The sequence below is a fragment of the Vibrio salilacus genome (assembly GCF_002811245.1).
Classification (GTDB): domain Bacteria; phylum Pseudomonadota; class Gammaproteobacteria; order Enterobacterales; family Vibrionaceae; genus Vibrio; species Vibrio salilacus.
Map to the genome: position 1 here is coordinate 20,994 of NZ_NIVQ01000014.1, position 13,406 is coordinate 34,399.

Here is a 13,406-nt window from a genome sequence, read left to right on the forward strand (position 1 = left end):
AACGTAAACGATCGCGCTACTGATGAAAGCTCGCATTCTAACTATATGAAAAATAATAACTATTTCCCCCCTACTAGTGAACTTGTCTAATATTCCCACACTCGCTCGTTTTAAATTGGTTTGTTTGACTGAAATTTTATTTTTTATTGGTTTTTAATGCTTAAATAAATATTTTGATAGATAGTGATGCTAATAAAAGTTGAACTTGCAAGATAAATGCGCAGATAATGATTGTGAACATGATGTTAATTTATTTGTAAGTATGTACGTTCATTAAGGAGATGATGATGTTACATCAGCGTGAAACCACTCTTCAACTGACCAAACTCAGCGACGCGGCGATTGCTCAGCTTGCCCCCACTTTCACCCAGCTTCCTAAAACTAGCCATGCTGACGGTAAATTCCGCTTACGACGTTATTCCGTGGTTGCCTTTAAAAACGGTGAAGTGCTTGATTTAAATAAAAATGAGTTTATGCAAACCGACGATATCAATCGCTTCCAAGGCAACGTTGTACGCCAGTTCGAGCCTGTAGAGGAGACCACCTTGAAAAGTGATGGCATGCGCGAGATGTGTCAGTTGTTCGCGACATCAAATAACCTTGTCAATGGTCAAGAAATAGAAATTCACCAAATTCGCATTGCAGCGGTTTACGACGAAACTCAGGTTGCCCCAGAAGGTGTTCACCAAGATGGCTTTGAACATATCGCCTTAATCGGTATGGGACGTCACAATATTGAAGGTGGCGATATCATGCTTTACAACAGTTTTAATGAAGCGCCATTTTTTAGAAAAGTTCTGCAAAGTGGTGAAGTGGCGATGTTGGCTGACAATAAACTGTGGCATAACGCGCAACCAATTCGTTCTGTCAACCAAGGCCAAGAGGGCTATATGGATGTATTTGTACTGACTGCGAAGGATGCCGTGAATGAGCTTCACTCCTAATCTAGCAAGGGCGCAATTTAGCGCGCTGAGCCAAACATATAATGACTTACCAGTGACATTTTTTGATGGCCCGGGCGGTTCGCAAGTGCCACAGTCGGTGTTAGAAGCGATGCAAGCTTATCTGGGTTTTTTCAACGCAAACTTGGGTGGGCATTATTTCTCAAGCCAGCAAACGACGCAATTAATGCTCCAAGCGCGCGAGCATGCCGCGGCACTGGTCAATGCAGAGTCGAAAGATAATATTGTGTTTGGCGCTAACATGACATCACTGACTTTCCAACTCAGTCGAGCCATCAGTCGTGAGTGGCAGATGGGGGATGAAGTAATCGTTACCGCACTCGATCATTATTCGAATGTGTCGAGTTGGCAGCAGGCAGCCGATGACAAGGGGGCGATTATCCATCAAGCCCTTGTTGACGAACTCGATTGCAGCTTGGATATCGAACATTTGCTGTCACTTATTAATGATAAGACCAGACTTATTGCGTTGACGCTTGCGTCAAATACCACAGGGTCGATTGTTGACGTGAAGCGTGTTGTTGATGCTGCACATCGAGCCGGTGCTATGGTTTACGTTGATGCAGTGCATTACGCACCGCACCATTTGGTTGATGTTCAGGCCCTTGGCTGTGACTTCTTAGCTTGCTCTGCGTACAAATTTTTCGGTCCGCACGTTGGTATCGCCTATGTCGCTCCGAAATGGTTGCATGCGTTAAAACCCTATAAGGTCGAGCCGGCAACTGACTGTGGCCCTGGTCGTTTCGAGACAGGAACGCAAAGCTTCGAAGCATTGTCAGGCTTAGTTGCGGCGGTTAAATACCTTGCGCAATGGGGCTCGAGTCATTTATCGCTACGAGAGCGTTTGGTTGAATCTTATCGTGACTACAACCAACATGAATCTGGACTCAGCGAGCGTTTCCTACTGCGTCTATCTGAGTTGTCAGGCGTGAGACTATATGGCCGACAGGTTGCTGATAGTGCGCTTCGAACCCCAACCTTTGCGTTGACGTTCGACAATCATTCGTCTGAAACGATTGCACGTAAGTTGGGCGAATGTAATATTTGTGTTGGGAACGGCCACTTCTATGCTCTTGGCTTAGTGCGGCAGTTAAAGTTAGAACAATCGGGCGGTGTGGTGCGTATTGGCTTTATGCATTACAACACGCTAGAAGAGGTCGATACGCTGTTTGATGAGCTTAAGGCCATTCTTGGCGATTAACCTGAATGAACAAAGGACCTCAATTGAGGTCCTTTTAATTTTACGCGCTGACTTCAACTTCATAAGAGGTGAATTTACGAATGTTAATTACCCCGGTATCAAAAATCAGATATTGGCCTTTAATCCCTTGAAGAACCCCAGTCACTTGGGGGGTTTTATCAAAATTATGTGAAGTGATTTTGATCGGATGCTGTTCGACAGGGTATTCGATTGGCGTAATACTTTCTGTCAGAACGTCAATGGCATCATCGCCAAATTGCTGTTTGATCTCTGCAATCTTATCGCTGAGGAGCGGCAATAGTTGTGCAAAGCGCTGATTAAGATCAATCGGCTCACCATCACCTTTGAGTAGCGTTCTCCAATTGGTTTTATCCGCGATATGCTTAGCAACTTCTACTTCAATCAAACCAGAAATATGACGGGTTTTAACTTTAAAAATAGGCAAACCTTGTGTCGCCCCTTGGTCTATCCAACGCGTTGGGATCTGTGTATGGCGAGTAATACCGACTTTTAAACTCGAGGTATTCGATAGATAGACATAATGGTCGACCATACAGTTGTCCTCCCCCCATTTTGGCTCGCGACAAGTACCTTGATCGTAGTGACAGGTTTCTGGCTTCATTATACACATGTCACAGCTGGCAAGCTTGCGCATACAAATAAAGCAATGGCCTTGTGAATAGCTTTTTTTGGTTTTCTTACCACACGCACTGCAATAGATATTGCCAGTGTGGGTTAGCGTGAGGGATTGACCGATAAATGGTGTCAGGTCGACAAACTGTTCGCCGACAGGAAGTTGATAGATGACTTTGACATCCAGTGAAGCACGCATTTTATTGAGCGTACCTTTCGCAATTAAAGACATGACAATGCTCTTTTCGTTTTTGTTGGTTTTTTCAATCGTTGATTGTAGCATTATTGATCTCGAGCGGAAAAACGAACGCCTTCTTTGCGCTAGCGAAATAGAATGATGCAATAACATGTTGCACATGATTGGTACGCGGTGATCGTCGCTTTTTAGTCACTTGTCTCAGATTACGGCTCGATTGTAATGGGTTCTTTAGGGCCTAAAAACTTAGGCTTGGTATTCGTAATGTAGATATCAAGTAACGCCTTTGCGCGGGCGAAGACTTCGCGGATGCGTACTTTGAAGCCTGAATGACGTGAAGGACCAGGAACTGCAAAGCACTTGGCATTAATATTGTGCGAGTTGGCAATAAATAGCGCCCGTTCGCAGTGAAACTTCTGCGAAATAATCAAAAAATTATCGGTATCAAAAATCTCTTTTGCTCTGACGACGGAATCCAGTGTGCGAAAGCCTGCATAATCCAACACAATTCGTTCTTCAGGAATCCCAGCGGCTAGTAGATCACGCTTCATGGTCCAGGGCTCATTGTATGAGCGATGCGCATTGTCACCACTGAGTATAAAATGACTGACCTTGTCCTGTTGATAGAGTGCGATAGCCGCCTCAATACGATGGGTGTAGTATTCGTTGAGAGTTTTACCAAGATATTTACTGGTGCCCAAAACCACGGCAACATTGAAAGAATCAACCTGATCCATTTGTGAAAACAACTGCTCACGTGCTTGAACAGAGACCCACCGGTCAACGCTAAATAGTGTTACCGCGATCAATAGTAGACTAAAAAATAGCCAGGTGAACAACTTGATTAGCCGTTTAAGCCAAGTCTGTGATTGTGTCTCTCGATGGAATAATTTTCGCACTAGATTTGTCGATTCCTTTGCGCCCAAAGACCGATGATAATAAAACATGTCAACACGATAGAGAACATTATACCGCTGTCCAATGATCGTAGTGTCCGAGTTAAATAGGGCGTTGCTTTAATGATGATTAAGCCGTAACCAAACGCGTTGATCAAGACAAACGCGATCGTTCTGAGCACGAAGTTGTAGTTTCTCAGCCATCTTCTGACTATGCTATTGATTTCACCGCCTGCCATCACTAACGTACAAGCAATCAATGCTGTAGAGATTTCACTCAGATAAGGCAGCAAATAGCGCCCGAGTATATGTAAATATTCCATTATTGATTAAAGAGTTAACTAAAAACAGCCAAGGATATCACGAAGTAGTGCGCCGCTGTCTAGAGTAAATCATAAAGAAAAACCCAGCAGTTGCTGGGTTTGAATGGATTAGAACGCTGTGCGTTTGTAACGGCGATACACTGGCTGCCAGAAAGAGGCGTCGATTGCCTCTTCGAGAGCTTCGTCAGTTATCTCAAGCGCCACACCTTGCTCAATCGCTTTTTTGGCGACAGCGAAGGCAATTTTCTTCGAGACAGAATGAATTGCTTCAAGTGGCGGTAACAGTGGGCCTTGACCATTGATCGCCAGCGGAGAGCAGGTCGCTAGTGCGCGGCTCGATTCCATCAGCATTTCATCTGTCACGCGTTTTGCTTGTACGGCCAAAACGCCCAAACCAATGCCCGGGAAGATATAGCTGTTATTACATTGGGCAATGGCGTAGGTCTTACCATCATGAGTGACTGGATCAAACGGACTGCCCGTGGCAACCAAGGCCTCACCGTTAGTCCAACGAATGATGTCATTCGGCGTGGCTTCGACTCGGCTGGTCGGGTTTGACAGTGGGAAGATAATAGGACGCGCGCAGTGAGCGTGCATCTCTTTGATTACTTCTTCGCTAAACAGACCTGGCGCACCAGAAACGCCCACTAGTACGGTTGGTTTGGCATTGCGCATCACATCAAGCAGTGAAAACCCATTGCTTTCTGCTTGCCAATCGGCGGTACTTTTGTGCTTTTGTACCAAACGTTGTTGGAAGTCGAGTAGGTTAGGCATGCCCTCTTGCAGTAAGCCCCAACGATCGACCATAAAGACTTGTGAGCGAGCTTTGGCATCACTAATGCCTTCTGACACCATTTGTGCAATGATCGCTTCTGCAATACCGCAACCTGCTGAACCTGCACCAAGGAAGGCGACGCGTTGCTGTGATAATTTACTGCCTGCCGCCTGACATGCAGCCAGTAGTGAACCAACAGTAACAGCGGCGGTGCCTTGAATGTCATCGTTAAAGCAACAAATGCGGTCTTTATAGCGCTCAAGTAGTGGCATCGCGTTCTTTTGGGCGAAGTCTTCGAATTGAATCAGCGCCTCTGGCCAACGGCGTTGAACGGCTTGCATGAACTCTTCGACAAAGGCATCGTATTCTGTGCCAGTAATGCGCGGATGACGCCAGCCCATGTACATTGGGTCAGCCAGACGCTGCGGGTTGTTAGTTCCCACATCAAGAACGATAGGCAAGGTATAAGCAGGGCTGATACCACCACAGGCAGTATAGAGAGCAAGCTTACCAATAGGGATACCCATACCACCGATACCTTGGTCGCCAAGGCCCAAAATACGTTCGCCGTCAGTGACCACAATGACTTTAACGTTGTGGTTAGAGGCATTGTTGAGAATATCATCGATGCGATCTCGGTTGGCGTAAGAGACAAACAGACCACGCCCACGACGATAGATGTTAGAGAAGTTTTCACATGCCGCGCCAACCGTTGGCGTATAGATAATTGGCATCATCTCAGAAATATGATTTTGCACTAAACGGTAAAACAGCGTTTCGTTTGTGTCTTGAATATTGCGCAGGTAAATATGCTTGTCCATATCGTTTTCAAAGTTACGATATTGCAAATAAGCACGTTCTACCTGTTCCTGAATCGTTTCAGTATTTTCCGGTAGCAGACCTTCAAGGTTAAAAGAGCTTCTCTCTTGTGCGGAGAATGCGCTGCCTTTGTTGAGCAGAGGTGTACTCAGAAGTGCTGGGCCTGCATATGGGATATATAAAGGGCGTTTATCGTTATTCATTACATGCCTATAGTAGGGTTTCGGTCAACAGACCATCGGGAACAGGAACCTAAAAATGATAGGGATTCGTCGCTGTATTGTAAACTGAATATTCCTCCATTTTAACAAACTTTGCGTATATAATTTGCCGCTTCAACTCAATCAGCGTATTTGTCATGACACCTTTACCGATCGATATTCTCAAGCCTCGATTTGACCAACTCATTACTGATGATGATTTAATCATCGAAGCGGAAACTGGATCGGGAAAATCGACACGTCTGCCTTTATGGGCTGCTGAAAAAGGCAGAGTATTGGTTATCGAACCAAGACGGATTGCTTGTACTTCATTAGCTCAGTTTCTGGCGCAGCAATCAGGTCAACCAATAGGTAAGTCGATAGGCTACGCGATAAAACTCGACAACTGCTGTGATGAGCACACTCAAGTTGTCTTTGTTACCCCTGGGGTTGCTTTACGTTGGTATGCCGAAAACCGTTTGACTGAATTTAGTCATGTCATTGTGGATGAATTCCATGAACGACGTTGGGATACCGACCTAATAGTCGCGCTGTTAAAAGAGCGCTCGTCACATCGGTTGATCATTACCTCAGCGACGATTGAAGGTGAAAAGCTCGCTCACTACATTGGTGCGTCGCGTTTGCAAGCACCAGGGCGCCAATTCGACGTTGAAATTGGTTATCGGGCTAAAGATCCCAAGCACTTACCGGATAGCCGCTCTTTAGACCAACGGGTTGCTGGTGAAGTTGAACATAGTCTGAAAACTCCCGGAGATATTTTGGTCTTTCTGCCCGGGAAAAAAGAAATAAATCAGTGCATGAGCCGATTGGCATCAATAGAAGAGATAGTCGCCGTTCCGTTGCATGCATCAATTACCGATCAGCAACGTGAAATTGCGCTTAACCAACAAGACTACAAAAAGGTGGTACTGGCCACTAATGTGGCAGAGACCTCGTTAACCATTGCTAATATTAGTCTGGTGATTGACTCTGGGTTAGAACGAAGGACCGAGCAACGCAACGGAAGAACAACACTCAGTCTCAAGACCATCTCTAAAGCCAGTGCTAAGCAACGTTGCGGCCGCGCAGGGCGAGTGATGAACGGCGTTTGTATCCGCTTATATGGTGAATTTGCAGCCTTATCAGAATCAACACCACCTGAGTTCCACCGTGAAGCGCTCACTGAGGCGATGTTGGCGTCGGCTTGTTGTGGTTACTCATTGGATCAACTCGAATTTCTTGAACCATTACCGGCAAAGTCACTTTTTCAAGCGCAGCATATATTAACCGTGATGGGGGCGATTGACCCACACGGCTTAGCAACCGAGCACGGCCAGCGCCTTTATCCATTGCCTATTGATGCGCTTTATGCCGACTTAACCACTCGCATGCCAACTAAGGCTCTGCAAGAGGCCATGGTTGATTTAACGGCGGTGCTAGCCACGCCAGCGACGTTATACCGACTCAATAACGATCAACAACAACGTCAACAATTGGATCAGCAAGAGCCATTGGGGTGTGATGCACAACTAGCAATTGCCTTGCTGCGCGGACAAACGTTTTCAGCACTCACGGTTGATCAAGAGGTGCTTAAAGAAGCGCGCTTACTTTCGCAGCAAATGAGAGCGGTGTTTGAGTTACCTCAGTTAAGTGTTGCCTCTCGCTATCAGCATGCGCACTTGAGTGAAGCGATTGCAAAATTGCACCCTGAATTGGTGTTTGTTCGCCGTGAAAAGCGTCGCGAAGCGTTTGGTAATGGTGAAATGGAGGTGTTGTTAGCTAGAGAAAGCCGACTGAAATCGGACCAAGAAGCGGTGTTGGTGTTAGATACTCACAGTGTGCCGGGTCGTGGCGTTAAACAGACTCTGAACCTTGCCACTATCACCGTCCCCTTAGCTTTCAGTCAACTACAACATTTGGCCATCGGTGAGTGGCGGCAAGGTGAGGTGATCCATCAAGATGATAAGATCTGGGTAGAGAGCGCGTTATATTACGCCGGTAGGGTGATTGCTACTTGCCAACAAGAAGCCAAAGGAGAGTTGGCGGTCACCCCCATTGTGCAAGCGGTGCTGGCTAACGAACAATTTCCAGGCTTTGCCAAACAGCGCGGCCAAGAAATAGAGCATTGGAAACTCTATCTTGGTTTAGGGTTGAGTGAGACACCACAAGAAGCTTGCGAGCTGACGTTTGAAACTTGGTTTACACAACAACTCTCGTTGCTTGAAATTAGTGATATCGAAGAGTTGGCGCTGTTTGAGCCACAAGATTTTTCGTTTAACGGTATTCCTGACTGGGAGTATGCCGAGTTTGCCCAAAGCTACCCGTTTGAGCTGTTGCTCGGTGATCTGAATTTAGATGTTGATTACCACATGGATAAGAAGTTGGTTCAGGTGGTTTATCGCGACGGGCTGAGAAAAGGCTACCCTAAACGTTGGGAGTTACCCAAGTGGCCAGGTTGGCGAATTCAGTTTAAAAAAGCCAGCAAAGTGATCGACATCCGCTGATGTGTACAGGGATATTATTCGATAAACAAAATATTACGCAACCGGTTACTTATATCGCTGAGATGTACATAGATTGTTACGTTATGGCGTTTTATATAGCTTTTTCAAACAAAGAATGGATATAAAAGACCATTCTTTTATATCCTATTGCCATAAGGGCGCGGATCTTGGATATTGGGTACATTGTGTTGCCGTTAACACGGGGGATGATATGGAACATCTGGGCAAGACAAGCGTTGTATTTGACTATACTTCTTTTCTTGGCGCTTCATGCAGTAAAAAATGGACGTTTTTAGAGGCAATGAGTACCTTTGCACCCATTTTTAGCTTGGCGTGGAAAACCACCATTAAAGAGTCGATAACGGTTGAAGATCGTTTGTGGCAACAGGCGATGAATAGCTTGTCTGCGAATCGCAGTGATGAGTCCAACATTCTCACTCTGCTTGAACTGGCAAAATTCGAAGGGGTGGTAGAGCTTAAGTTGGTGATGCCCTACGAGTTAGAGGATGAGCAAATAGAGCGGATGCGTCGTAAATCTGGCGTATCGATTCTGGCACTGACTCAAGATGAGCTCATGATTCGTTTTTAAACTGAAAAGATCTCGCAAGAGGTCTTTTCAGTTTTTGCTCGGATCAGATCATAGTTCTTGACTGTGGGGTAATAACTTGCAGCGCTTATGATCTATATTAAGTGACATAACTACCTGACTCTTATCAGGGTATATGGATTGTATGAGGTTGTAATGGAAGTAAAGTACACACGTTTTATCACGCCATTGTTGCTCGCCTTCGCAGCATCGGCGACTGCCAATGGTGGTACAAATCAACTCAATTATGATTTTCTCTATGCAGATTTAAGTGCCGGTTCGCTTAATGAAAATGTAGGCGTGAATAACAATGTCACGGCGTTAGCGGTGGGAGGCCATTATCTACTCGCTGATAATGTGTTAATGACGCTCGACTACAGTGCACGCTTCATTCATCCTGAAGGCTTTACCACTGAGCTATACACATTATCGCCAGGTGTGGCTTTTCGCTACCCTATTATTGACAAACTCGATCTGGTCGCTGGGGCTAGGTTAGGTTACTTGTGGGCGACACAAACTCAAGATGATACTCAGCAGAAACTATTTAGCGACAATGACTTTGTGCTGAGCGCGACTTTAGCATTGAAGTATGCCATTAATGAAAAGTGGAAGGTTGCCGCGCAAGGTGAAATCAACCATAGCGATTTCCTTGAAGAAAACGTCTTCCATTTTAGGGCGGATTACCAATTTGCCGAACGTTTTACTGTTGGTGGATTTTATACCCATCATGATGGTGATTTTGAAACGACTCAAATTAATGGTAAAGCTTCAACTAACGAAGGGGGAGTATCACTTCGTTATCTTTTTTAGCCCTAGCATAGAAACCAAAAGAACCAGCAATTAATTGCTGGCTCTTTTTAGTTAAATCAGCAGCGATTAAAGAACGGCTGCAATGCCTTTACATAGTGGTAGCATGTTGTTGCGCGTCATGCCTGCAACACTGATGCGACCCGAACCGACAATGTAGATAGCAAATTCGTCTTTTAAGCGGTTGACCTGCTCTTTACTTAGACCTGAGAAAGAGAACATGCCATTTTGGCGCTCAATAAAGCTAAAGTCAGCGTCAACGCCTTGCTCTTTTAGCGTCGTGACGAAGAGTTCGCGCATCGCTTGAATACGGTCACGCATCTCTTTCACTTCCTGTTCCCATTCAGCGCGCAAGGTTGGATTGTTAAGGATATGAGTAACAACAGCGCTGCCGTGTGCTGGTGGGTTTGAGTAGATAGAACGAATGATCGCTTTCACTTGTGAAAATGCGGTCGTTGCGACGTCAGCAGACTCAGCCACCAAGGTAAATGCCCCCACACGTTCATTGTAGAGGCCAAAGTTCTTCGAGAATGAACTCGCGACGAGAATCTCTTTATTGTGTTTGGCGAAAATACGCAGACCGGCGGCATCTTCTTCGACACCTTTTGCAAAGCCTTGGTACGCGAAGTCGAAAAGTGGCAGTAGTTTTTTGTTAGCGATCAGTTTTGCTAATGCTTCCCATTCTTCAGCGGTTGGGTCGATACCCGTAGGGTTATGACAGCAGCCGTGCAACAGAACGATATCGCCAGGTGCAGCTTTATCGAGATCCGCGAGCATTGCCGAGAAATCTTTGTCTTGAGTGTTTGCGTTGTAGTAGCTGTATTGCGCAGTTTCGATGCCAGCAGCAGTAAAGACTCCGTTATGGTTTGCCCACGTTGGATTACTGATCCAAATTTTTACGTCGCCAAGTTGGCGTTTGATGAATTCGCCAGCAACGCGAAGCGCACCTGTACCGCCAGGAGCTTGCGCTGTTTTAGCACGCTTGGCGCTGACGATTTCAGCGTCGGTACCAAATAGCAGTTTTTGGACGGCGAGGCCGTACTCGGCAGTCCCTTCGATGGTTAGGTATGACTTGGTTTTCTCAGTTTCTACCAGTGCCGTTTCTGCTTTTTTCACCGTCGCAAGAACGGGTGTTTCACCTTGTTCATTTTTGTAAATGCCAACACCAAGGTTGATTTTTTCTGCGCGCGGATCTTTTTTAAATTCTTCAGTCAGGCCGAGGATAGGGTCAGCCGGAGCAGCAACTACTTTTTCAAACATAATCGTCATCCATGTAAAGTATTAGAAGGGATTTTAGAAACCTAAAAGTTAAGGTATTTATACCTTCATGGCATACCTGTTACAACACACTAGATAGGAAAACTGGAAATAAATCGTAATGATTAGGGTCTGTTTATCTTTGGCGGTTAAATTTTGTTCGAGATAGAATCGTTTCAGGCGCGGCAAGAAGTATGTCGCCTAGTTATTCTAAGTCAATACCGCTTAACAAAGCATAAAACGATTCTAGCCGAACCCTCCTGGCAGCCTTTGTGGTTCATTTCTACTGCGTTATCGGCTTTTTATGTAGAGTAACCACACGTCAAAGCCGATGCCTTGTATCAATTTCCCACAAAGTACTGCAAAAATCAGCTCGAAAGGTCAACAGACCCTAACCATAATGAGCATAAAGCCTATTTATAAAAGTCGATTGGGGATGGTTTTCAGACCAGAAAAGGTTATCACGCTTAAGGACAGCAACGCCTTGTTGCCACTTTCCGGCCGGTAAAATCGACTTACATAATAAAATTGACATTACATAGAGCAGGCACATTGCAGATTCTTATAAGCTTTCCTATCTTTAGCTATGAGACCAGACGTTGCATAACAACTTCACACATAGCGTCATGGCTCACGTCAGTATTTATAATTTATGGCTAAAGGATAATAAATCATGCTGCTCATTAGGCTGGTACGTGTCTACGTTCCCTTAGTGTTATTATCAGTTGTTGCGCTTCTATCACAGCCCACACATATTGGTGTTTGGGCATCGATCTTGCTCGTTTTCATCACTGTCAGCTATGCACTTTGGAATTACGAATCATTTATTACTCAAGTTAAAGCACAAAAGCAAACCATTGAGCACCTATCACAAACTCAAGAGCTCCAGCTTGATGGGTATCATTCGCTAGAGCCTCTTTTTGCTCAATCTTTACCGGTTTGGTCTCGGCATATTGATTTGGCTAATCAACAATTGACTGATTCTGTAACACAACTTAGTCAGCAATTTAGCGATTTGGTCGAGCACCTTTCTCAGGCATTGTCACTTTCTCAAGGCTCGACTTTCAAAGACGACACGAACTTAATGGATGAAATTGAGTGTTGTCGATCAATGCTTTCTCAGGCGGTCGATGAACTTCATGATAGCCAAAAAACCAGATCACATATGCTTGATGAGATGAGAAGCCTTGAGCAATATACCGTCGATTTGAAAAAAATGGCCACTGATGTTGTTGGTATCGCGGATAAAACCAACCTTTTAGCCCTCAACGCAGCCATTGAAGCAGCACGTGCAGGTGAGCAAGGTCGTGGGTTCGCGGTTGTTGCCGATGAAGTACGAAACCTATCCCAACGTTCAAGAGAGATTGCTAGCAGCATGACAGAGAAAGTCAATGTGGTTAGCGAGGCTATTAATAGCACCTTAAAAACGGCTGAAATGATGATTGAGGCTGAAAGTGAACAGATGGACCAAACTGAGCATCGAATCGATGACGTGATTAATCATTTCCAAAATATAGCGCAAACACTGCAGCAACAATCGGAACGCTTGAAAGAAGATGCATTTTCTGCCAAAGAGACCATAAGCGATGTGATTATTAAGCTGCAATTCCAAGATAGAGTCAGTCAAATATTGGATCAAATAAGTACCAACCTTAAAGAACTCAGTGATTCTTTAGAGTTACTCAAACAGGACAGTAACCATTCAATAGCCGGTGAGTTATCACCACAAAAGTGGCTCGAAAAGATGACTGAAAATTACACAATGATAGAGCAGCACGATAGTCACAATGGTGAGGTTACTAAGGAAAAAAGCAAGGTAACCAGTACCGACATTACGTTCTTTTAAGAATAGTCAATGAATAGATGAGGGACTCTGTGATGAGCAAAACAATACTGGTTGTCGACGATTCGACTTCAATTAGGCAAGTTGTGAGTATGACCTTAAAAGGAGCGGGCTATCAAACGATTGAAGCTCACGACGGTAAAGATGCACTAGCGAAATTGGCTGGCAAACGTATTCATTTGGTGATCAGTGATGTCAACATGCCAAATATGGATGGCATCACGTTACTTAAAGAGCTCAAGCAAAGGCCAGATACCAAGTTTACACCTGTCATTATGTTGACAACAGAATCTGAGGCCGTGAAAAAAGAGCAAGGTCGTTCCGCCGGCGCGAAAGCTTGGGTCGTTAAACCTTTTGCACCTGATCAAATGCTTGCAGCTGTCGCAAAACTGATTCCAGCTTAA

General features: G+C 45.0%; 12 protein-coding genes. 7 read left to right on the forward strand and 5 right to left on the reverse strand.

The window, feature by feature from the left end:
- The first annotated feature begins 287 nt into the window (after positions 1–287).
- Together CDZ87_RS10925 and CDZ87_RS10930 are read left to right on the forward strand one after the other, a co-directional pair.
- The gene (locus CDZ87_RS10925) at positions 288–944 is read left to right on the forward strand and encodes a 2OG-Fe dioxygenase family protein (RefSeq protein ID WP_100753582.1); all 657 of its coding nucleotides are present in this window, start codon (positions 288–290) and stop codon (positions 942–944) included.
- On the forward strand, positions 928–2,163 hold the full coding sequence (locus CDZ87_RS10930) for a cysteine desulfurase-like protein (protein WP_100753583.1): 1,236 nt from the start codon (positions 928–930) through the stop codon (positions 2,161–2,163). Before CDZ87_RS10925 ends, CDZ87_RS10930 begins: the two co-directional genes overlap by 17 nt.
- A 40-nt stretch (positions 2,164–2,203) precedes the next feature.
- Here CDZ87_RS10930 and CDZ87_RS10935 read toward each other — a convergent pair whose 3' ends face one another.
- The 4 genes from CDZ87_RS10935 to CDZ87_RS10950 all read right to left on the reverse strand — a co-directional run bounded on the left by CDZ87_RS10935 (position 2,204) and on the right by CDZ87_RS10950 (position 6,008).
- Complete coding sequence (locus tag CDZ87_RS10935) at positions 2,204–3,028, reverse strand: DUF2797 domain-containing protein (RefSeq protein WP_100753638.1); 825 nt, start codon at positions 3,026–3,028, stop codon at positions 2,204–2,206.
- 170 nt (positions 3,029–3,198) lie between these two features.
- Positions 3,199–3,891, reverse strand: a complete 693-nt coding sequence (locus CDZ87_RS10940) for a SanA/YdcF family protein (protein WP_100753584.1) — start codon at positions 3,889–3,891, stop codon at positions 3,199–3,201.
- Positions 3,891–4,211 (reverse strand): DUF3392 domain-containing protein, encoded by a 321-nt coding sequence (locus CDZ87_RS10945; RefSeq protein ID WP_100753585.1) that lies wholly within the window; start codon positions 4,209–4,211, stop codon positions 3,891–3,893. Before CDZ87_RS10945 ends, CDZ87_RS10940 begins: the two co-directional genes overlap by 1 nt.
- Positions 4,212–4,319: 108 nt before the next feature.
- Positions 4,320–6,008, reverse strand: coding sequence for an NAD-dependent malic enzyme (locus tag CDZ87_RS10950; protein ID WP_100753586.1), 1,689 nt, complete (start codon positions 6,006–6,008; stop codon positions 4,320–4,322).
- A 155-nt stretch (positions 6,009–6,163) separates the two neighbouring features.
- Here CDZ87_RS10950 and CDZ87_RS10955 point away from each other — a divergent pair, with 155 nt between their 5' ends.
- The 3 genes from CDZ87_RS10955 to CDZ87_RS10965 all read left to right on the forward strand — a co-directional run bounded on the left by CDZ87_RS10955 (position 6,164) and on the right by CDZ87_RS10965 (position 9,905).
- Positions 6,164–8,509 carry a helicase-related protein gene (locus CDZ87_RS10955; RefSeq protein WP_100753587.1) on the forward strand — a complete coding sequence of 782 codons (2,346 nt, stop codon included), beginning with the start codon at positions 6,164–6,166 and terminating at the stop codon, positions 8,507–8,509.
- A gap of 211 nt (positions 8,510–8,720) precedes the next feature.
- Complete coding sequence (locus CDZ87_RS10960; protein ID WP_100753588.1) at positions 8,721–9,098, forward strand: transporter; 378 nt, start codon at positions 8,721–8,723, stop codon at positions 9,096–9,098.
- Positions 9,099–9,251: 153 nt separating this feature from the next.
- On the forward strand, positions 9,252–9,905 hold the full coding sequence (locus CDZ87_RS10965) for an outer membrane beta-barrel protein (RefSeq protein WP_100753589.1): 654 nt from the start codon (positions 9,252–9,254) through the stop codon (positions 9,903–9,905).
- Between the two features lie 66 nt (positions 9,906–9,971).
- Here CDZ87_RS10965 and CDZ87_RS10970 read toward each other — a convergent pair whose 3' ends face one another.
- Positions 9,972–11,162 (reverse strand): amino acid aminotransferase, encoded by a 1,191-nt coding sequence (locus tag CDZ87_RS10970; protein WP_100753590.1) that lies wholly within the window; start codon positions 11,160–11,162, stop codon positions 9,972–9,974.
- A gap of 1,162 nt (positions 11,163–12,324) precedes the next feature.
- On the opposite strand from CDZ87_RS10970, the gene CDZ87_RS17570 reads away from it, so the two are divergent.
- Both CDZ87_RS17570 and CDZ87_RS10985 read left to right on the forward strand, forming a co-directional pair.
- Positions 12,325–13,005: a methyl-accepting chemotaxis protein gene (locus CDZ87_RS17570; RefSeq protein WP_422641422.1), complete on the forward strand. Its 681-nt coding sequence runs from the start codon at positions 12,325–12,327 to the stop codon at positions 13,003–13,005.
- A 17-nt stretch (positions 13,006–13,022) separates the two neighbouring features.
- Complete coding sequence (locus tag CDZ87_RS10985; protein ID WP_100753592.1) at positions 13,023–13,406, forward strand: response regulator; 384 nt, start codon at positions 13,023–13,025, stop codon at positions 13,404–13,406.